15 protein-coding genes are annotated in these 21,014 nt (G+C 52.1%); 3 read left to right on the top strand and 12 right to left on the bottom strand.

What is annotated here, in order from left to right:
- Positions 1-170 precede the first annotated feature (170 nt).
- Positions 171-1,076: a UTP--glucose-1-phosphate uridylyltransferase gene (locus tag HMPREF2806_RS00010; protein ID WP_070515462.1), complete on the bottom strand. Its 906-nt coding sequence runs from the start codon at positions 1,074-1,076 to the stop codon at positions 171-173.
- Positions 1,077-1,252: 176 nt separating this feature from the next.
- Here HMPREF2806_RS00010 and HMPREF2806_RS00015 point away from each other — a divergent pair, with 176 nt between their 5' ends.
- Positions 1,253-2,620 (top strand): sialidase family protein, encoded by a 1,368-nt coding sequence (locus HMPREF2806_RS00015; RefSeq protein ID WP_070515465.1) that lies wholly within the window; start codon positions 1,253-1,255, stop codon positions 2,618-2,620.
- Here the strand turns inward: HMPREF2806_RS00015 and HMPREF2806_RS00020 are convergent.
- The gene (locus HMPREF2806_RS00020) at positions 2,607-4,403 is read right to left on the bottom strand and encodes a heparinase II/III domain-containing protein (protein ID WP_141758239.1); all 1,797 of its coding nucleotides are present in this window, start codon (positions 4,401-4,403) and stop codon (positions 2,607-2,609) included. The two genes, HMPREF2806_RS00015 and HMPREF2806_RS00020, sit on opposite strands and share 14 nt — an antisense overlap.
- Positions 4,404-4,479: 76 nt before the next feature.
- On the opposite strand from HMPREF2806_RS00020, the gene HMPREF2806_RS13395 reads away from it, so the two are divergent.
- Positions 4,480-4,656, top strand: a complete 177-nt coding sequence (locus HMPREF2806_RS13395; RefSeq protein WP_158013191.1) for a hypothetical protein — start codon at positions 4,480-4,482, stop codon at positions 4,654-4,656.
- A 146-nt stretch (positions 4,657-4,802) separates the two neighbouring features.
- Here the strand turns inward: HMPREF2806_RS13395 and HMPREF2806_RS00025 are convergent, their stop codons facing one another.
- The 10 genes from HMPREF2806_RS00025 to wecC form a co-directional block, all read right to left on the bottom strand.
- On the bottom strand, positions 4,803-6,755 hold the full coding sequence (locus HMPREF2806_RS00025; RefSeq protein WP_070515471.1) for a glycosyltransferase: 1,953 nt from the start codon (positions 6,753-6,755) through the stop codon (positions 4,803-4,805).
- A 12-nt stretch (positions 6,756-6,767) separates the two neighbouring features.
- Positions 6,768-9,302 carry a glycosyltransferase family protein gene (locus HMPREF2806_RS00030; RefSeq protein ID WP_158013192.1) on the bottom strand — a complete coding sequence of 845 codons (2,535 nt, stop codon included), beginning with the start codon at positions 9,300-9,302 and terminating at the stop codon, positions 6,768-6,770.
- A gap of 159 nt (positions 9,303-9,461) precedes the next feature.
- Positions 9,462-11,645: a glycosyltransferase gene (locus HMPREF2806_RS00035; protein ID WP_070515476.1), complete on the bottom strand. Its 2,184-nt coding sequence runs from the start codon at positions 11,643-11,645 to the stop codon at positions 9,462-9,464.
- The gene (locus tag HMPREF2806_RS00040; RefSeq protein WP_070515479.1) at positions 11,642-12,556 is read right to left on the bottom strand and encodes a hypothetical protein; all 915 of its coding nucleotides are present in this window, start codon (positions 12,554-12,556) and stop codon (positions 11,642-11,644) included. The genes HMPREF2806_RS00035 and HMPREF2806_RS00040 overlap by 4 nt, the downstream gene beginning before the upstream one ends.
- Before the next feature lie 102 nt (positions 12,557-12,658).
- A complete protein-coding gene (locus tag HMPREF2806_RS00045; protein ID WP_083306476.1) occupies positions 12,659-13,606 on the bottom strand; it encodes an ABC transporter ATP-binding protein in 948 nt (315 codons plus the stop codon).
- Positions 13,590-14,522, bottom strand: a complete 933-nt coding sequence (locus HMPREF2806_RS00050) for an ABC transporter permease (RefSeq protein ID WP_070515481.1) — start codon at positions 14,520-14,522, stop codon at positions 13,590-13,592. Before HMPREF2806_RS00050 ends, HMPREF2806_RS00045 begins: the two co-directional genes overlap by 17 nt.
- 78 nt (positions 14,523-14,600) lie before the next feature.
- Complete coding sequence (locus tag HMPREF2806_RS00055; protein WP_070515484.1) at positions 14,601-16,691, bottom strand: glycosyltransferase; 2,091 nt, start codon at positions 16,689-16,691, stop codon at positions 14,601-14,603.
- Positions 16,688-17,272, bottom strand: coding sequence for a hypothetical protein (locus tag HMPREF2806_RS00060; RefSeq protein WP_070515487.1), 585 nt, complete (start codon positions 17,270-17,272; stop codon positions 16,688-16,690). Before HMPREF2806_RS00060 ends, HMPREF2806_RS00055 begins: the two co-directional genes overlap by 4 nt.
- Before the next feature lie 21 nt (positions 17,273-17,293).
- Positions 17,294-18,601, bottom strand: a complete 1,308-nt coding sequence (locus tag HMPREF2806_RS00065) for a glycosyltransferase family 4 protein (RefSeq protein ID WP_070515490.1) — start codon at positions 18,599-18,601, stop codon at positions 17,294-17,296.
- 68 nt (positions 18,602-18,669) lie between these two features.
- A complete protein-coding gene (wecC, locus tag HMPREF2806_RS00070) occupies positions 18,670-19,935 on the bottom strand; it encodes a UDP-N-acetyl-D-mannosamine dehydrogenase (RefSeq protein ID WP_070515493.1) in 1,266 nt (421 codons plus the stop codon).
- A gap of 191 nt (positions 19,936-20,126) precedes the next feature.
- On the opposite strand from wecC, the gene HMPREF2806_RS00075 reads away from it, so the two are divergent.
- A complete protein-coding gene (locus HMPREF2806_RS00075; RefSeq protein ID WP_070700606.1) occupies positions 20,127-21,014 on the top strand; it encodes a hypothetical protein in 888 nt (295 codons plus the stop codon).

Raw genomic sequence — 21,014 nt, forward strand, 5'->3', positions numbered from 1 at the left:
CGACACTGCTACCAAATAGCCGGTCGCAACATCTGTCCCAAAACAGGTTAGGCGCAGCTATGCGGCGCTGAGCTAAAAGAGTTTGAGCAATATGCGCGGCAGCAAAGGCTGCTTTGGGACGAAGTAGATTTGGCTGGTTCGCCAAAGGGCAGAGCACTTGCCCCGTTACCCTACCCCAGCTTCGGCCGGTACTTTTCCATAATCTCCTCGATGTCTCGGAACAGCGCCGGCCCATACTTCGGGTGGCGTAGCCCAAACTCCACGCTCGCCGGAATGAAGCCAGCTGGATTGCCCAAGTCGTGGCGAATACCGTCGTGCACAACAACGTGGACTGGATGACCCTCGGAGATGAGCAAGTCGATGGCGTCAGTAAGCTGCAGCTCTCCACCCTTGCCCGGTTCGATGCGACGCAAAGCATCAAAAATCGCACGGTCAAGTAGATACCGGCCAGTTGCGACGAGGTTCGACGGCGCATCCTCTGCCGCGGGCTTTTCTACCATCCCGACGACCTTCTTCACTCCATCCTCGCCGGTGTCCTGGATGTCGAACACACCGTAATTCGAGACATCCTCGGGTTCCACTTCCACAGCCAACAGCACCGAGCCGCCAAACTCTTGGCGCACACGAATCATCTCACTCATAGCTGCAGTGGGCTCGATGACGTCATCAGGAAGCATGACAGCAAAGTACTCTTCATCGCCATCGAGCACGCCCTCGGCCAATCCAACAGCATGCCCTAAGCCCAAAGGCTTGTCCTGCACAACTGCTACCGGCTGAATAATCTGCGCGGCACGCTCTACTTTCACTGCCTGTTCATCCTTGCCACGTGCGCGCAGAATCTCCACGAGTTCAGGAAACTCATCAAAGTGCCGCATAACCTCGTCCTTGTTAGGAGAGGTAACAATCGCCAGCCTCGTTGCCCCAGCCCCCGCGGCCTCCTCGGCAATCATCTCAATGCCAGGAGTGTCCACGACCGGAAGCAATTCCTTCGGGACAGTCTTCGTAGCAGGAAGGAAACGTGTACCCATACCCGCTGCGGGGACTACAACAGTGCGGACGGAAGTGGAATTAGCCATAGGTCAATCTTAGAGGACAGCACGTCCACCCACTGTTTTGGGATAGTGCCACGTCGTTACCCTGCGGCCACACATGCTTAGCGATGCACCCTGATCCCCAAATCAAATCACCTCACCCCGCACCATTACAGACTAGACTTCAAAGTCGTCTCATTCGTATGCACTAAGGATCTCTCATGCGCCGACCATCTCGCACCGGCAAAGCTCTCGTAGCTCTTGTCCTCACCGCTTCGCTTACTACAGCGCAGGTTTCCGCACCTGCGCCTGCTCAGGCACAGCAGTTCCCGTCCTTCCCCGTGTCTTCTCTTCCCCAGTTCAACGAGGAACAAGTACGCCAAGCTATTACAGCACTAGTGGCACTTGCCGCTGGCATCGGCGGTTTGGCGCTCCTTGCAGGCATCCTTCCAGGAATCGGTTCTTCCCAAGGTCCTACGCCCGCTCCCACACCGACAGAAAAGCCAACCCCCACACAGCCGAGCACCACAGCCACACCAACGACCAGCGCAAAGCCCTCCACCTCAGCTAAGCCGACCACGAGCGCTCCCGCGGCCCCGACGACGTCCGTCGAACCTTCCCCCGGCTATGCGCAACACATTGCCGGCATCAAGGACCGGCTCGCTAACAGCGAGGATAAAGCACCACTCTGGGCTTGGGCTGCACCGCGCGGACCGCAGCTCAACCTCCCAACTCATGATGGCAGCGGACAGGCCACGCATCCCTCCGTACTTTACTTTGAGAATGGTTGGAACGGCTGGAAGTACTGGATGGCTATGACGCCTTATCCAGACAGCAACGAATCCGACGAGGACCCCAACATCATCGTGTCCAACGATGGCTGGACCTGGCAGTCCCCCGAAGGCTTGGCCAATCCCATTGACGACCAGTTGGGCAGGCCCAACCCGCACAATTCTGATGCCCAGATCGTCATGGCTCCGAGTGGTGAGATGTACCTGACGTGGCGCACCGTGGACCGCCCGAACCGCTCGACCAATCGCATTTACCTGTCCAAGTCCACCGACGGCGTGCACTGGTCTGAAAGGGAAGAAATCTGGTCGGGCGAGCCACAGTTTATGTCCCAGGCCCTCATCTGGACCGGTGAAAGCTGGCGTCTCTATGGCATTTCAAACCGCGCCGGTGTGCCCAACCGAATCATCTACTTTGAAAGCGACGATTTGAAGACGTGGTCTGCTCCTCGGTACCCCAAGATCGATCCCTACGTACCGAATGGTGAGCGCTGGTGGCACATTGATGTTCAGCGATACAACGGTGAGTACATTGGCCTCGTGCACATTATCCCGAGCGAAACTGTCCAGAGGGGCAACCTGTACCTGCTTCGTTCCAAAGATGGCATCAATTGGAAGCGCTCAGATACCCCGATCATCTCCCATGAGGAATCCGGCTACCCCAACCTTTACAAATCCGCCCTCGTCCCGCACGGCAGCGGCGATGACCTCACCTTCGAGCTGTACTACTCCGGTTTCAGCGAAGGTCGCGCTAACTGGCGAATCAACCGTACCGTTGCGGAGCGCGTCAGCGTGGAGTAAGCCCTCCGTCGGCGTATCCCCGCTCAATCGGCACAGAGAGTGCCCGCACTCTCTGTGCTTCGATGTCATACTCGAATAGATAGGTCTGCGGCCCACGAACGATTCGTAGCACCCTCTTACCGTGCCCGCTGTCCTTGAAGGTGTACTCCACCTTCTCCGCTGGCCCAGCCACTACAACAGCTGTGAGCAGCCCGAAGTCTCGGGTGGCGCGCCCAAAGCCCACAGTCCACGTGTCCGTGGGTTGCTCATTGCGGAAGACAATGCCGCGAAGCCCTTCGCGGTCTCCCCGTGCCATATTCACGTCGGTGTGCTCGAAGTAGCGCGACCCTTCAATTCCGTAACGGATAAAGACCAACTGTGTTCCGTCAACCACAGAGCGAAACCGGGTGGTTTCATACTGGGATCCCACGTACTCAAACTCGGGTGCCACATTCCAGCGTTGCTCTGCGTACTCCACCTTCGGCGTGGGCTCTAAACTGTCCGCAACCACAAAAGGGCCACAGTCCGCGAAGCAAGCGCTACGTTTCCACTTCAGGCCCTCCCACGCCGTGTCTTCCAAATCGAATGCAGACCACGTTTCCTCAATCTGGTGACTCACCAACCGTGAGGCTGCCTCGGGGTTGTGTTCCTTTCCCCGCACCAGAAGCACATTGTGCGCTTGCCGGCTCTGCGCGTAATCACGCATCTTCCCCCGCGCATAACCGGGGTGGCCAGCATCCACAATGACATTCCTGCCGCGGTCCCAAAACGTCAGCGACAAATGGTCAAAATGCCCATGTATCTCACGAGCAGGCCCAAAGCGCAGGGAAAAGAAGCTTTCCTTGTTTATTGAACGGAGTTGCCCAAAACCTGAGCGTCCAAATACATACCCTGCGTCGTAAACCTTGACTCGTGGAATTTCCACACCAGTCGCGCCATTCGATAGTGCAAATTCCACTGCCCCTCCTCGCACGAACTCCGGACGCCGAGGCATTGAGTCACCAATTTCAACGAATGTGCCACCTGGGGTCAATGAATGCGCAATAAATTCTTCGAGCGGCTCCTTCTTCGCGCGCAGCGCATCTGCGCCCGGTGCCCCAAACAGCTCAAAGGCATCAACAGCGGTCTGACGCAGCCTCTCAATATAATTCGCGTATTCCGGCGCTTGTTCATTAATGGCGCCTTCCTCGTCGATCATTACTTCAAGACAAGCTTTTGCGCGCTCTGCACCGGTGGTGAGCATCGACTCATTACTCAGCCTATCTCCTACCACCATCAACGCCAGTGCCTGGGAGAGCCCATGATTCCAGTATCCATCAAAGTGCTCCATTAGCCACTTTCCGTGATACTCGATGGCCTCATGCAGCCATTCGTCTTCAGGGAAGATTTCACTAAGCGCGCTTAGCGACGCCGCCCTAATCGCCACCGCATGCCCGCCCCAAACGTACTCATCGTCTTTCCACTCAGGCGTGACGTGGTTCATCTCCCACCAATTCCACGCCACCGCCCATACAAACTCTGCGCCGGTTGAAACTTCCTCTGTCCACTCCGACTCAGGAAGCTCCGCCGCACGGTCCACTATGAAGTCAATCCAGTTCAAGGAGTGCAAGTAGAAACGCACTGTCGGGTGCAATCGCTGCTTCTCGATCTGGGGCCAGAACGCCTCTTCAGGCTCAAAATAAACCGCCGGATATGAGTGGATCACAATCATCCCGTTTAACACGCGGGACACCTTGTTGATACGCCCTAAGCCGCCAGAAATCACGATGGGACGGCCACGGTTAGGAGCGGAATAGAAAGACACAATTTTCCTTTTCAAACTTGTAAATTAAGAACGGCGTAACCGTTTTCCTAGAATTCCCAGGGGAGTCGGGAATCAAGTGCTTCCGTTGACCCAAAAGTACAGCAATAATCCAAACAACCAGATCGCACCACAACGTGCATTTTTAACCATTACCACGGCGCTTAGAATGACTGATAGTGCTGTGCTGCCTGCAGTAGATTCAGCGATTAGCGAAAACCTGCCCAGAAAGAAGAACAGGAAGCTCGATATTTAAAGGGCCCTTAAAGAAACTCCATGTGGTGATATCAGTGCCATACGCGTCCCAAAAGTCACATCTAAAGTACGAAGAGGCCGACTAGTCAAAACGAAGACTAATTCGGCCTCGGCGAAGAAAGTTCAGCTCAATTAGTGGGACGTGGACTATGGGACGCTGTGTGGGATCGGCATCGTCGTAGTGTAGAGCTCGATAAAGCGTTCCATACTGTACCGATCCTCCACGTAAACTGCACCGTCTTTGGCTCTAGCCTGAAACACCTCGAAATCGCGGCATTCCAGAACGTAATCACGCATATCTGCCAGAGACTCAAAGATGTACTGGTTTGGGTACATGTATTCAGCACCAGCCCAGGGACGAAGCAGGGTTATGTTCGATGCAGCGAACCCCTCCGCTGCTGCAACATGAGAGCCTTCCGCGTCGCTTAGGGATAGCACAAACCCCTTGTCTGCTAATTCCGTCTTGGTATCCACCCAACCTTCGAAGTGGACCGAAGAACTGAGGCCATTCGTCTCGACGAACCTCTCGCACTCTGCGAAATACTCTCGCTCTGCTGGATCATTGATCACCCATCCCAGCTCATCTGGACGGCGCCCAAAAACCGTCAAAGAATAGCGCGGATCCACTTCCTTGAGTTGCCTTAAAAGCTCTAAAGCTCTCCTGTATCCTTTTCGAATCGGGATGCTTCCGACCATCACAAGGTTGAATACCTTCGACGGATCCGAGCTAGTCACATATTCAGTCGTTTGAATATAGTTAGGAACATAGGTAACTATTTCACGGTCAAATTTAAAGACTGTCTGCGTCTCTTCAAACATGCCAGGGGCAATAGTAATGACCTTGTCAACGGAGCTTCTATAGAGCTGATTACCGTAATCCTTCGTGGTTTCAAACCTGTGGAGACGTATCGCCAATGACTGACGTGGGCTCTTATTCTTGGAATACCACACCGCATTGCCTAACATCCATTCGCAGTGGATTGAGTCAGCCCATTCAAGCAGGCGACGGCTCTTCGCTTCGTCGTGCGAATCATGACCGGACCATTCATCAACACAGACTTGATAATATCTTGACAGTTCGGGAATTGCAGGCAGGATAAACCGCAAATCGTAGCCGGCAATCAGCAAGCGAATCTTGATAGCTTCCTGAAACTCGGAATATTTCCCATCTAATACAAAATCTCTAAGCTGAGCAAACCGAGGACCATACGTAAACGCTCGAACCTGAGGCTCAAATTCGTTAAGAAAGAGGCTAAGCCTGCGGAAATCCTCTTCCGCGAATCCCCCACGGTTGAACCTAATCATGTTCTGGAAAGCCGCCTGGAGAGCGACTTGCCCTCGGAGCCCAAAGTAATCTATACCAATCTTCGAAAGAATATCGGTGGAACGACGCCACGCCGACAAGTGGTTGTCTAACTCCCGCTTTTGATACTGCTGTGTACTCGAAGTGTTAGCACCGACTTTTACCGTGTTATAACGGAAGTCAGGCTCAGAAGAGTATTGCACATTAGCCTTAATCAAAGCCCTATACAAGAAGATCGCATCTTCAGCCAGGCGTAGATCCGACGGCCACTGGATGCCCTCGTCCTCAAGAAACTTACGGCGGTATAGACCGCAGACTGTAGTGCTGTGGAAACGGACTACTTTCCGCACTCTCTCGATACGAGGCATGGTTTCATCCCACTCAGGAATGACATTCATCTTCAATTCACTTCGGCCGTCAAATCTCAGTAGAGGCGCGCGAACCACATCAGCCTGAGTCCGCTCCGCAATCGCAATCTCGGCTAGGATTCCGTCCGGCAGAATCATGTCATCCGAATCCAAGTGGAATACGTACGTTCCTCTTGCTTTCTTCAAAGCCTCGTTGCGAGGAACCGAGGGAGTCCCCGTATTGACTGGAAGCTGGATACACGATACCCATTCGCGCGTGGAGGAAAAATCTAAGACCTTTTCGTAAGTATCGTCCGTAGACTTGTCGTCAACAAATATGACTTCAAGTCTTTCCACTCGATTATTAAGATCATCAAGCGATGAAAAACACTCAAAGATCTTGCTGCTGACGTTGTAGCTAGGGACGATTACACTCAATAACGGTTCCATTTTGATCCTGTCTTAAACGCTGTAAGCCTGAACAGCTTTATCCTTGGCTCGACCGGCCAAGACAGCCGATAAACTCAGTTCCGAGACGAGAAGTGAATTCTCTGCAGACGTAGGGACTATTCGATACCTAGGCTCTGAGCTTTCGTGAGTCATCGATCCTTCTGAAATGATCGGCAGATCGATGTACTGACTGTGCAAAGCCATTTCTCCAACCACCTCAGTGTCCAAGCCCATCTCCAAAAATTCAGCTGAGCTCACCAAAACACCAAACTCAGAATCATCGAATAGTTCACTAATCGCACACTCCCCATTCAGAAGCAGTTTCTCGTATACAACTCGAATACCGTCTCTATTCCAGTTAGTCAACGCATCAGCATAGGCGAGGTTATCGATGTTCTTATCAAGGAGAATCACCTTTGGGCCTTTCCAGTTGTCTAGGGAGCTAAGTCCTTCGAAAACTCTTTGCCCCGCATCCAAGGAGGATGTAGAAACAATAACCGCACCATCGCTACTATGCTTCCGATAAGCAACTTTCGCGGTATCAAGGATCTGCTCGAAGCGTTGACGGTATGTGTGTTTTTCAAGAACCTTTATGAGATTCCTTCTCTTGCTTGCTTTCATCTGCTCGGATGACAAGCGTTTGAGGCCATGCGGATCTCGGTCAAGGTATAGAACATCGTCTCCGAAGAACTCATGTACACCTTCCGAGAAGTTAGACACCACGTAGGTGTTACAAGCCATCAATTCAAAAATGCGCCGTGCAAACATAGTTGGTGATTTCGTCTCGGTGTTAATCGTCATACCGATCTCGGAACCCTTGTAGACCTCTGCGACACGATCATTGGGAACAGAGGGCTTAATGTAGCTGCTGAACTCTTCAGGATAAAAATGGCTTTCATCTTTACCACCGTAGAATCGATCGAAGATCTGCAGCTCGTATTCCGAAGAATTAACTGCACTAAACATACGGTTCATTGCCTCACATCGCGCGCCGTGATTTGAATACCACCCACCAGCGAAATTCACTGCCTTTTTGCGCTCGGCTATTTCAATCGGATTGAAAAGTCGCGGTTGGACAGCAAACGGGAGGACATGCACGCTTGGATGGCCGTATTCTTTCCTATACCGATTGACCGATCCAAGATCTGTAGTAAAGACATGGTCAAATCGTAAAGCTGTATCCACGAAATTATGACGCTTGTCATCATAGTGCGATGGATCTTCTTTGTTCCAAAATACTGTTGGAATACCGCGACTCTTGCAGTATTCAAGAATTGACAAGAGTTCTTTCCGGTTTTCCGACTTGAAATTCGAAGACGAATACACGCGACCTTTCCAAGGACGTCTCTCTGAGTCTGCGCCACTCCAAGCGGATTCACAAAGGAATAGGTCTGGCTGAAAATCGTCCAATTGTTCGTGCCATTTATCCGGCAAGAGTGAAATCATGTCGCACTCATATCGGAAGCAATTGCTAGAAAACTCGTCCAAGATTGCAGCCACCTTTACGTCGCTAGCCTTGCGCTGAAAAGCCCACGACGAGTTTTGCTCAGTGACGTCTATCTGAACTTCGTTGCACACTTCGACCGTTCCCGACCACCGATGTAGCTCCAATTTGAGAACATGCGCTTGGGCAGGAACAGACACCGATACCCGATTCTCATTTCTCTCACCGTTCGCCGCCAAGTATGAGAAGTAGCCAAATTTGTCACTATAGCTATTCAAAAGGCGATGATCGATACGTTCGCCCTGGTCATCGTAAGCAGTTACGGCCAAAACACCGGCTCGCCGCTCAACCAAACCATTAATCGCCCCGACCGTAATCTGGATATCGGCACGTTCACACCTTTCAACTGGCAGGGAGAGTTTAAGCGGACTTGTCTCCAGCTCAATAAAGTCATAGGAAGGCAGGTTGGAAGCGATCGCCAAACTGAGTTTGCGAACCGTATGTTTGGACGATCGACGGACTACCTGAATTTCGTCAACTCGGTGTTGGTCACTAAAAATGGTGCGATCTTTGCGCTTGTTCCGCGCAGCCACATGTGAAGCTGCATAGGTCTGATTCGCGAAATCTATTCCGCCTTCGTCTCCCACCAAGCTCTGCGATAGATGCCTAAGCAGTTTCTCTGCTTGTTCGTTGCTCTTGCTAATCTCGGCAAGCTTTGCGTCGATGCCCGTTTGGGCATTCTTTATCATTTGGGTCGCGTCTGTCACTGTCAGCACATCGGCTTCTCGTTGAGCTCGACTTAACTCATTGATCTTGGTGCTGGTAGCGTTTGTGGCCTTGATGCTTTCAGATGCACATGCCTGCAGGGTCTTGTCAGCTTGCCACAACTGCAAGAGCTTCGTATTGGTACGCTGGTTCTGCCGTTCTTGTCGCGTCACGTAAGACACGATGCCGCCAGCGACTGCGACTCCACCAAGAACCGCAAGAGCGAATGTCAAAGTTAAGTTTGACTCTGCACGCCCCATAAGAGCCGCCAAAAGCAACAGGATTGCCCCGGAAACGAACATCCCGACTGTCATTATAAAAAATTTTGGTTTCTTCACGTTCTAGCTTGTCATTCTATGATTCACGGCGTACATTCTCGGATCATTCTTCCACTGGGAGAACTTTCCAGCAACCAGTGGGAAAAGCTCCAGAGCTCACTCGCATTTTTCAATGTTCAAAGAAGAATAAGCTCTACTCCAACCGGTATCCAGCTTTGCTTACGGATTTTCTTCTAGGAAGACCCTATCCCATTGGGAAAGAACAACTGCCGTATCCCATTGCGAAGCGTAACTACGTGCCTCGTTTCCAAGGGCCTTAAAGTCCTGGAACTTCTGACTTGCCAGTATAGTTTCTATTTGGTTGGGCTCTTTTAAATCGCTGGCGAACGGACCGAACACATCGTGGACGCCTTCTCGTTCCCATAGTAACGGGATACATCGGCTTGCCATCCCTTCTGCTGCGGCGAGATGGAAACTCTCTAACTCACTTGGCGACAAAATATATCCGACCCCACGGAACCAGGAAGCTACGTCTGCAGTAAAGCCGTCGAAGGCCACGCGCTCCTTCAGGATTTGCGAGGAAGATAGTCGATCAAAGAATTCGAGGTATAACTGCTTTTGCACTGGATCGTTCCACACGTGTGGGTATTCCCACGGGAACCTTCCTTTAAACCGAAGCGTGTATCGAGGGTCTACTTCGACTAGCTTTTCGAGTAATTGAAGAGCCCTGTCAGGACGTTTCAAGAAGGGAACATACCCCACCATCCCAAGAGTAAACTCAGCGTTGCGCACCTTAGGGCGGTCAAAATCATCAAGATCGATTACGTTCGGAATGACGAACGTCTTTACGCCGTCCATACCAAACTTCTCTAACGCGGTTCGTCGCACCCATTCGGAAACGAATACCATAGAGGTCACATTTTCCCACCGAACTTGCTTCATCCAAGGACCGTTTAGTTCAAATCGATGAAGCCTTGAAATAAGTCGCGTGGTAGGCGCTATATTCTGTGAATACCATCCCAAAGCGGGCCCAGCCCACTCGCAAAACACTATATCGGCCCAGTCTGCCAACTCGCGGCTCAAAGTCTCATCATGTTTGTGTAGTGTCTCCCAAGGATCTTGCCTTACTTCGTACCTGCGAGACTCCTTCAAGTGCTCCATCAACTCACCCATGAATTTCAAGTCATGGGAAGCCACAACTACCCGCAAAGGCCGTGTCTCGCTTTGCCCCTCGGAATGCGGACTGCCAATTGCACGTGCAAATGAATGGTTTAAGCGTTTTGCAGCAGCCGCCATCGAGAAATGCTCACTCGCTCTACGTGCTGTCTCCTGTGCTTCGGCTAGCTTCGGCAGTGCGAAAACTAAACTTTTTGCTACATCTGAAATCGAATCGCCAGCGTCAACAAAAAATGGATATTCAGCACCCCATAGCGCACAATGCTCCTCGGTACGATTCACCAAAGGAACAGTACCCGCTGCGCCGTATTCTAAGGCCTTCGTCGAAATTTCCAAACTTGAATCTAGAGCAGCAGTTCTCCATCCAAAACCTAAATCAGCTTTGCGGATGTGCTCCATCGATTCACTACGGGGTAGAGCTCCTAGCCACTTCACACCACTAGACTCGTCAGAATCTGCTTCCTCAAGCGCATGCAGCATAGTGTCCGCCCAAGCGGGCTCTTTAGAGTCATAATTAATTTTTGCCCCGACCACTTCCAGCACGGCTTCGACATTCAGTTTGGCAAGCTCCTTAGGAAGCTGAAGCATCTCCAAGGTTCGCCACTCACGCGCCAGCTTTCCTGCATAAACTATCCGCAAAGGCCTTTGGTGCAAGCATCGATCAACAGAATCATTGATGGGCAAGAATGCCTCATCGGGAATCATTGGAGGCATCAAGACAACTTTACCTGCAGCTTCAGGAACTATGGCTTCCAAATATGACCGAGCCGCTTCCGTTTGCGCAAATACTTTCCTAGCGGTAGTGGATATTCTCCTTAGTCGAGAAGCATTGGTGTCTGAAAGCTTGGTCGGAGGATAAGGAATATCAGTAACGTACGCCCACAAAAGCGAGGCAAGGGATTGCGACTGACTGATCTCATGACAAATGTTGAAGCCACGAGCAACAATAGCGGGTGAAGAGAATTCTTCGACGACACGCTGGATAGATTTTACGGCTTCTCCAGGGATCATACCCATTTCATCCGTCCCAGAACCGGGCTCATGAATAGTTACATTCTTGATGCCCTCGAGCGATTGGAGAAGTGTCTTATCGACAATCTGACATTTCAGGACTAAGTGAACATGATTGAAAATACGAGAGAGAACATTTGTAATCGAAACAAGCCAGATTGAGGATCCATCAATCACATTGGCGTTGACGTCCCCATAAACTACGACAGACTTCATTTGGTTCCCTTTCCTGAAACCTCCGCGATCAGTGAAACGACGGGAAGACTAAGGTCTTTCTCCCACTCCCATTGCGGCTTCCCATCTTTAACGACTACAGTTGCCATATTTCTCAGCTCGTTGGAAAAATGCTCTTGACTCGAAGATTCAACAACAATCACAAGAACCCCGGCGAGTTTTGATTCGCGAATGTATTTCGAAAGAGTCAGAAAATTGGCAGTACCTTGTGTATTTAGCACACCCGACCAAAGCCCATTTCCTAGCGCTGCCTCTTCGATAACTAGGTAAGCAGTCAGCGGGTCGGGTTCACCAAGTTCATGAGGAGCCATAAACCGTTTGACGCGCCCAAGTCCACATAGTCCTTCTTCTAAAACTGTAGAACCGACTAGTTCTATCCGCCTCTTCCTTGCAGCTTTGTCTGCCCCCCAAAGCGCCCTCAGAACAGCAGAACCATCGCTTTCCATCTCCTGCTCCGCTGCGATTCGCCCGGCCCGCTGCGCTGCAGGACGCCCTACTATTCTTGATGCAGGAACAGCTTTGGGCGCGAAAAACAGCCCTTCATTGTCGACGCCCCCACCGCGTTCCAGATCACCGGTGAGACCACTCCGAGAATTCAAAGCATCTAGGACCTTTTTCTGGCTACCTTGCTGTCTTGAGTTGTCGTGAGCAAGCAAATCCGCACTCATCTGTTCTAACTGCCGCACGCGACGAAGAATGGCGCGGTCAATCCCTTCCGCTTTCTTGATTGAGGAAATCCATAGCGCAGCTAGAAAAAACCCCAATACTAAAGAAGCTAAAAGAAGAAATTTATGAAGGTAACCACTGTCAACAAAAATTGAGAAAGCCAGAGAACCAACGATTGCAGCGCAAAGTACTGTCAGCCCTCGTCCCCGTCGGAAAAAGTCAACCATTTCTCATCCTCGTTCCCACAACTCGCTTTAACCCAGCTTCTATCTCAGTAATCGAGTGTTTTCGATGCCTATCCCTTAATTCTTCGACGCAGTGTTCGCGCATCATAATGCTTTTTCCAACAAGATAAGAGGTGCCTTATAGCTTTGTTTCAGCTCTTCCAAGTACGCGTGAGCAGGATTCTTATTCTCTCGCCCCATTAATTTAGCCCATTCTCGGTACTGGGGTGCGACAACATCAGTGGGGCCGTCTGCGATAATACGACCTTTCGAAATCCAAATAGCACGATTACAATTTCGCTCAATCTCGCCAAGTGCATGCGAAACCAGAAAAAGGTTTCCTGCTCTCCCTAAAAGCTCTTCCATGCGTGCAGAAGCCTTCGCTCCGAATGCAGCATCGCCCGTTGAAAGGGCTTCGTCAATCATTAAGATTTCGGGCCGCACAGCTGTTGAAATCGCGAAAGACAGACGCGCAGACATTCCCGATGAATAGGTCTTCATTGGGCGTTTAATCGCGTCACCCAATTCAGTCCACGATGCGATCTCCCCGATCTGATCTTTCGCGTCTTTCGGGCTCATCCCAAGAGCAAGGCACCCCAGGTAAATGTTGTGTTCCCCTGAAAGGTCAGGTTGGAGTGCAGGCGACACTCCCATAAGTGTAGGCTGTGAACGCGTGAGAATTCGCCCAGAGGTTGGGGCCAATCCACCGGAAATCAAACTAAGCAAGGTTGATTTTCCTGAACCGTTAAGCCCGATAATTCCGATCGATTCACTTGGCAAAGCAATCAGTGAAGCATCAACCAACGCATCGACAACTGTTTTCCCACGCCCTGCCCGCGTCATGCTGGCGTCTGACGAACGCCCCTGACTAATAACGTATCGCTTCGATACATTATCGACAACGACGTTTGCCCGCTCAATGTAGTTGATGTCCGGGTCCGGCTCCGTTACCACTGAAGTCGTGGGGTCTTCCTGCGATCGCGATTCTCCAGTTTTTCTCTTTGCTTCAAAATACTCACCAGGTTCAGCCGGCAACTTAGACGAGTCGAACATATTTATCCTCCGCTCTCCAAAAAAAGATAAATCCGACCACGAAAGCGCCTATGCTCCACGCGATAAGCTCTCCCCAAGTTTCAAGGCTAGGCACGGTTCGGTAAATCGAACAGTCTCGGACTGCAGTAAGAAACATATAACAAGGGTTAGCTGACATTATCTGGTGAATAGCTGAGTGTTCAGCAAACCTATCCACCGAAAACATCACGCCCGACAGGAAAAACAAACCGCTAATCACAAGTCCCAAAACGGTCTTAGCCTCTGGAACCTGAGCGGTAAGGCGAGCAGTGATCATCATTAGACCGCATCCAAAAACATGGATCAAAAGAAAGAGCGGTACCACGAGAAAAACCGTCCACGAGGGCCACGTTCCCCACTGAAAGAGAAAGGCAGCTGTCAGCGCGACGATAGCCGGTAAAACGTTATCAATCATCGATCGAAGCACGGTGGAAAACGGTATAGATGCCCTTGGGAATTGGAACGCACGGATCATCGAGCGTGATGACTGCATAAGCCCGATTCCAGAACTCATGAGTCCTGTAATCATGGACATGAAGATAATCCCAATAAAGAGAAATCCGATGAAATTCTCGACGCCTCGAGAGGTCTTGAGGAGAAGTCCGAAGAGAAAACCATAGAGTGCGACATCAAACAAGGGATTTAGCACAAGCCACAGCTGCCAAAGACGATAATCCCGTGTTGTGCGCAGCGCCTTGGCGCGTGCATCTGCGGCGATAAAATGCCGACGGGCTGCCAACTGCGAAATGTACTCTCCAAGGGTCGGGCGAGTAGCCAGCGGATGGAGACCTTCAGGGTTGACTATTTGTACGCGGCCTTCATGTCGCGCTACCTGGGCATTGAGCTCTTCGACTCCTCGCTGCGAAGTCTTGGAACCGCGCCATTTGTGGCGTGCCAATATGAATCAGCCCTTCCAGATCTATTGTGTTCGAACGTCCATATAAGTCACGAGCTTCGCTGAGGACGCTGAGAATTGCTACAGGGAATTGTACTCAGTCTGTCTAAGAAGTTCGTCGAGAACGCCACGGGCTTGTTCAACGTCACCCGCCTGCGAAGTGAAGTCAAGTGGAAGCCTTGACAGAGGCGAGCCCTCTACGATGACACCCCACACAGCTGCCCCACTACCGACGTAGTCAGCATACTTCGAGGGAAGGAATGGGTTAAGACTCAACGCTGTACCCACTGTGTTGGTGTCGTTAACAACGAGAGCGTCGAAACGAGTGGAAACGTTAAGGAATTCGAGGTACGGCATATACCCGTTTATGCAAAGGCATTCGGCTGCGGGATGATTCCACAGTTGACGACGAAGTTTTTCGGGCGCTGCGGTAAAGATGTGAAGCCGGAACTGATTCCGCACCGGATGGTCTTGGAGCGCGGTTAGAACGTCACCGATTCCGCGGTTGGCATAGAAGTTGCCAAAGTAACCGATATTGATGCGATCTGAATCGAGGGCATAGTCCGCCTCCACGAGCTGATACATCTCTTTTGTCGGCTCTGCGTGGTGCCGAATCGTCGACTTAGCGCGGACGAACTCTTCGAAGCTGGTGGGATAACGCTCCAGCATGACCTGTTGCTGATTGGAATTAGTGAAGATGACTTCGTCGGCGTACAGCAGTGTTAATAATTCAGTCAGCTCAAAGTGAGTGGCATACGAGATATTCGGCCAATCGGATCGCGTGACCATCGTCTTAAGCTTGTGAGTGGTCAATCCCCTAGTGAGCTTTCCTGGCCGAGGCTTTCCATCTACGCCAATGCAGAGTGGATCAGAAAACTCCGCCTCCCATCGTGTCTCAGGGTGGTTGTCTTTAAAAAGAGCCGCAGCCACATGAGAACCAGACCAAAGAGCGCGTGAATACATCGATTTATAGGGACCGTAGGCCTTCGCACGTTTGGCGGCTTTCCTCGCAGCTTGTCGCGCATAAGAACAGATAGCACCCCAGTGTGCAAAAGAGGCGACGACATCGAGCTCTTCAGCATGAACAAGGTAAGGATCGACGATGAGCTTTGTCGAATCATCGCGACCGCGCACGCGCCCCATATTTGCATAGAAGACGTCAACAAGCTCCGCATCATTCCGAATCACTTTTGCTGTCACGTTGGCCGACGTGTCTGCGAAGGGCGGGAAACAGTAGGAGAACACTAGTCGATTCGCTTTTTCGGTACGCAAACCGCCCCAGCGCAAACCAGAAACACCAATATCTACGGCAGTGTCGATGGCCCGCTGAACATCTGTGGGATGGGCGCGTAGGTAAGTCTCGAGGAATCCGAATTGGGCGTCCTCAAGCTTCTGAAGGGCCTGCTGCTTAGAGTCAACCTCACGAATTTCTCGGAGCTGTGCAATACATTCGAGGCGCTGCGTTACGTTGAAATCAAAGCTCTCGGCTTGGCGCGACACAGAATCATGTCGGATGGTTCTCAAATACGATGAGCTACTTGGTGCTGCTGGAACGTTGAACACGAGTCCTGATTCTTCGAGCAAGTGTGCAAAGTAGGCGACGTCCTCACCCGAGCGCAGCGATTCCTCATAGCGATAGCGTTGGGCCAGATCCGTGGGGAATACCTTGCAGGCGTTAAAGCCCAGTGCCCACGGCGCTCTCGCCACTGGAACGGTGGTTCCGCGAAGTGTTGATATACGCGCGTTGAGCGAATTCTCTTGAAGGGAACCATCATGTCCCTTATCGAGGATCGGCAGAAGCACACAAGCGCCATTGCGGGCATGCTCTAACCCCGTCTCTAGGAATCGAGGTTGAAGGGCGTCATCGTCATCGAGAAAGGTAACGAAACGGCGACCAGCACTTGTAATACCAAGGTTGCGGGCGCGGCCAGCGCCGGCGGCTTTGGTCCGTAGTACCCGTAGGTTGAGCTGCGGGAACTGATCTGCCAGATCCGGTTCTATATCTAGTGCTGCTGGCCCGTTGAAGACGACTAAGACCTCGAAGAGATCGGTGCTTAAGGTTTGATTCGAAAGCGAAGCGAGCGCCGCAGTCAGGCCCGAGCCTGCAGTGTTGGTTGAATCATTCGCATAGGAAGGAATGATGACACTTATTCCTGGGAGATTGATGCTCATCGGATCTTCTCCAACATTTTGTACAGCGACACCACCACAGAACTTGGTAGGAATTGCTTGACTGGCTTGGCCAAGGTCGCAACGCGTGAGATCACTAGTGCTCGGAGCGTCGGGGCATCGGGGGATGGTCCCTGGTCACGCGGGCCGTCATTGGACAGCGTAAGAGGCGCGGAAAGTCCCCGAAGAAAATCATCGGAGGGCCGGGACGTACCAACTGATCCCTCCACTCTGAGATGAATCCACCTTTCGGAAATATGCAATCCCGAGACGCCTAGATCTTCGCTCACTACGTCATCGCTATCAACTAGGCCACGGAGGTTGTCCACTGCTGAGCGCGGCGCCCAGTATTCGACTACTCTCCTATCCTGGATTAGTCGAGCGAGAATTGGAATTGCTTGAGCAGCGGGAACGTCGGCAAGCACCACCGGCATATTGACCGCCTGACCGAGTTCCTCCTCGCTGAAGCAAAACACCACCGTCCCATGGCTGGCGGGTAAGGGCTGGATCTGCTTTGAAGAGCACAGGAGCACTGCATAATCGGTATCGGCGGGCTTGTAATCATCAAGGGATCCAATTCTCATCGGCACGTTGTCCTTGCCCTGCTAGTTCTTTTCCGAAATGACGCTCGTTACGATCTCCCGAATGACATGTGGAACGGCTTCATCGCGTTGTTTGGCAACCCATTCACGTCCACGCGCGGATACGTGAAGCTTCGAGCGGTCTTCCATGAGGCTTATCCACATGCTTGCCAGAGCTTCTGGATCATCAGGATCCACAACATGCCCTGCTTCAAGTCTCTCAACCAAAGCGGCTGCTTCTCCTTGCACTACACCACTAATGTGGAGACCAACCGACATCAACTCATAGGTCTTGGAAGGCACCGTGCGTGTTAGGGGCTCCCATGAAGTGAGATGGACCAAGGCCGTGTCTGCCCAGTCATAAAACTCTTCTAGTCCCTCTGCGGGATAGCGATGCTCGATGGTGGCGTCAGCCCCTGTTTCTTGAATCAAGTTCCTAACAGCAAGCCACGCAGCGCCGTCGCCGACGATACGTAACCGCACCTTATAACCGCGATCCTGGGCAATTTTTACCGCTCTGACTGCATTATCGATGCGTTGTGCACGCCCCACCGTGCCAGCGTAAAGGACATGGAGATCATCCCGCTGTATTCTGCTCATATCAGCGGCCACATACTTGGTCTTTGGCGGAAACACATTACGGACGGTGCGGATAACACGTTCACGGCCGCCCCGCTTTTCAGGCATTGTGGCGCCCAAGTGCGTTGCTAAGTCCTTGGAAGTCGTGATTATTCCATTGGCATCAGTCAACGCGCGCATCATGGCTTTCTCTGTAAGAGCGGTCAAGACTTGGAAGGGGCCTTTGCTCAAGACCACCTCGCGAATCGAGCGCCTGCCCGTTCCGGAGTTCCAGTCATCTTTCTCACGCAGAAGCTCCGGCCATGCATCGCGAAGATCCACAATGTAAGGAGCTCCAAGATGCCGTGCGACCAGCATGGTGACCACCGATGTTGGAAGAGCAGGGACGGTGCCGATGATCAGATCAGGAGAAATCTCTTGAATTTGCTTCCGGTGCGTCACCTGCATTGCCAGCATCGAAGTTGCGACTGAGGCTTGGTTTAATATTCGGCGCGTCAGGGTAGAACCAGCCGGGAAGAATCCCGAACGGAAGATCTGCTCACCAGAGTTTCCTTGCTCAGCTCGGCGGCAGCCAAGGATGGCGTCTTTAGACAGCCACTGCTTCAAACGGATTTGACGTTGGTAGTGAGGTGGAGGCGCAATCACAGCCACCTCATGCCCAGCCTCGACAAGGATCTTTGTCAGCCACGACCACCGTCGCTGCGGCACGCCGTTCTCTGGGGCCCAGTACTGGGAGAGGACTAGAATCCGCATTCTACGCCGTTCTTCCTAAGTGTCGACATCCTGCGCGGGCTTACAGTTGGACCGCACAAGATGTTTCTTCAACGCCAAATACCCTTGGTATCAATAACAGTCTTGTCTTCCAGCACAGACTGATCGAGATTGACAAACTCCTTGTGGTTAACGAGGAGGAGAACTACTTCAGCAGCCGCAATAGCTTCCTTCGTGTCCTGCTTTGTCAGGTTGGAAATGTTCGAGAGAACAGCGGGGAGTTCATTGACATTCGGCTCAACGACCCGGATATCGAGCTCTGGGTTATCCACACCGAGGCGCTTCACAATCTCAAGGGACGGAGACTCACGCAGATCATCGATGTCATTCTTAAAAGCAATGCCGAGAGCCGCCACAACCGGCTTCTCCTTGCCCTCAAGAGCCTTGACAACTTGCTCAATAACCCACTCCGGCTTGCCATCATTGACATCACGTGCCAGTTTAATGAGCTTTGCTTCCTCTGGTGCCGCCGACACAATGAACCACGGGTCAACCGCGATGCAGTGACCGCCAACGCCTGGCCCCGGCTGCAGGATGTTCACGCGCGGGTGGTGGTTCGCCAGCTCGATGAGCTCCCAGACATCAATCCCCAAACGGTCGCAAATCAGGGATAGCTCATTAGCGAACGCAATGTTGACGTCACGGAAGGAGTTCTCCGTAAGCTTTGCCATCTCTGCGGTCGTGGCGTTGGTCATAAGAAGTTCTGCTGTACAGAAAGTTGCGTACAGATCACGAGCAAGCTCGGTGCCCTTGGGGGTCAAACCACCGATAACACGGTCATTGTTTTCCATTTCTTCCATGATCTGACCCGGAAGAACTCGCTCTGGGCAGTGAGCTACGAAGATGGCGTTGTCATCTTCATCGTTAAGGGACAGATCTGGTCGAAGCTCAATGAGGTGCTTCGCCATATCCTCAGTAGTGCCCGGAGGTGAGGTCGATTCCAGGACGACAAGCGCGCCAGGACGAAGGTGCGGCGCAAGCGCCTCAGAAGCAGCACGAATGTACTTGGTATCTACCTTGTGATTGTCCTGGAAAGGTGTTGGCACGCAAACAATGTAAGCGTCGGCTTCGACCTGCTCAGCTTGCGCGACGAGGTTTCCTTCCCCCACTACCTTGGTCAGAAGTTCTTCGAAACCCGGCTCAAAGAACGGCACCGTGCCTTCATTGATAAGCTTGACAAAACGCTCATTTACGTCAACACCGACGACTTTAACGCCTTTTGAGGCGATAAAAGCTGCCGTAGGCAGACCGATATATCCGAGGCCTACAACGCAAACTTTGTCAAAGCCATTGGCAGCATTTTCCTGAGGCGCCATCTTTTACCTTTCTCGCTACTGTGCTCAGTCAACGGTAGCACGGGGAGCCGTAAGACAAACGAGCCAGCCTCACTAATAGAAAAATCGATCACAGGTTTTTGACTTCCCTCCGGTTAGTTTCAATGGATGGGGCTATGCCCGCTGCCCGCAAAAATGCCTCATGGCGCCTCGGCACGATAAGCTGACGGACTATGGCTCTGAGGAGAAACTATGCGCGCTACGGCGCTTCAACTACTTTTTTCGATTCCGTAGAGGAGTTTCTCTACTCACCCGTGCCCGCCAGCTCTTCCGAAGAAGCTGAGGCCATTTCGATTCGCTACGGCGCTGCATTCATGGATGTGCTCGTTGAGGATCGTGGCGCCGATGTCACTATTGTGCTGTTTCACGCGGCCATCAACCCAGCGAAGACCTCTCTCCCAGTCTTCATTGGGAAGCAGATGGTCGAAGGCATTGATGCCAACTTGGTGTATATCTCCGATCCCTCGCTTGATCGGGGCGCAAGTATTGGGTGGTTCACAGGTGATGAATCACGCCCATTTCAGGAGGACCTTACTTCGTGCCTATCGCATATCTTCGCCAGCTTCCATCCTGATGCACCTGTCGGGGAGCTGGGCAAGAAGGCAATCTTCTTCGGCGCATCAGCCGGCGGCTTTGCCGCGCTGTATTTCTCGCGCCGCTTCCCCGGTTCATTAGCCGTAGTGTCAAACCCTCAAACCCATATTGGACGCTACCTTGAGCCGCAGGTAAAGGCGTACCGCAAGAAATGTTGGAGTAGCCGGAAGCTTTCCGAGACCACCATGACCTTCGACTTGGTTACTGAATACGGCAAGGGTTTTGGGAACTACGTGGCTTACCTTCAAAACGAGGATGATGAGCTTCACTACACCCAGCATTACCTTCCGTGGTCCCAGGCAGTGGCTGAGCGCTCACAGCAGTGGAGGCTTCTCCTCGGGGATTGGGGTGAAGGTCATGCACCTGCCCCACAAATGCTTCTCACCGGAATTCTCGGCTACGCAGCATCACTAGCTGGGGATTGGGAGCGCCTCTTCGAGGACGAGATGTTTGCCAGCTCAGACTAG

The sequence above is a fragment of the Corynebacterium sp. HMSC076G08 genome (genome assembly GCF_001811515.1).
Lineage (GTDB): Bacteria > Actinomycetota > Actinomycetes > Mycobacteriales > Mycobacteriaceae > Corynebacterium > Corynebacterium hiratae.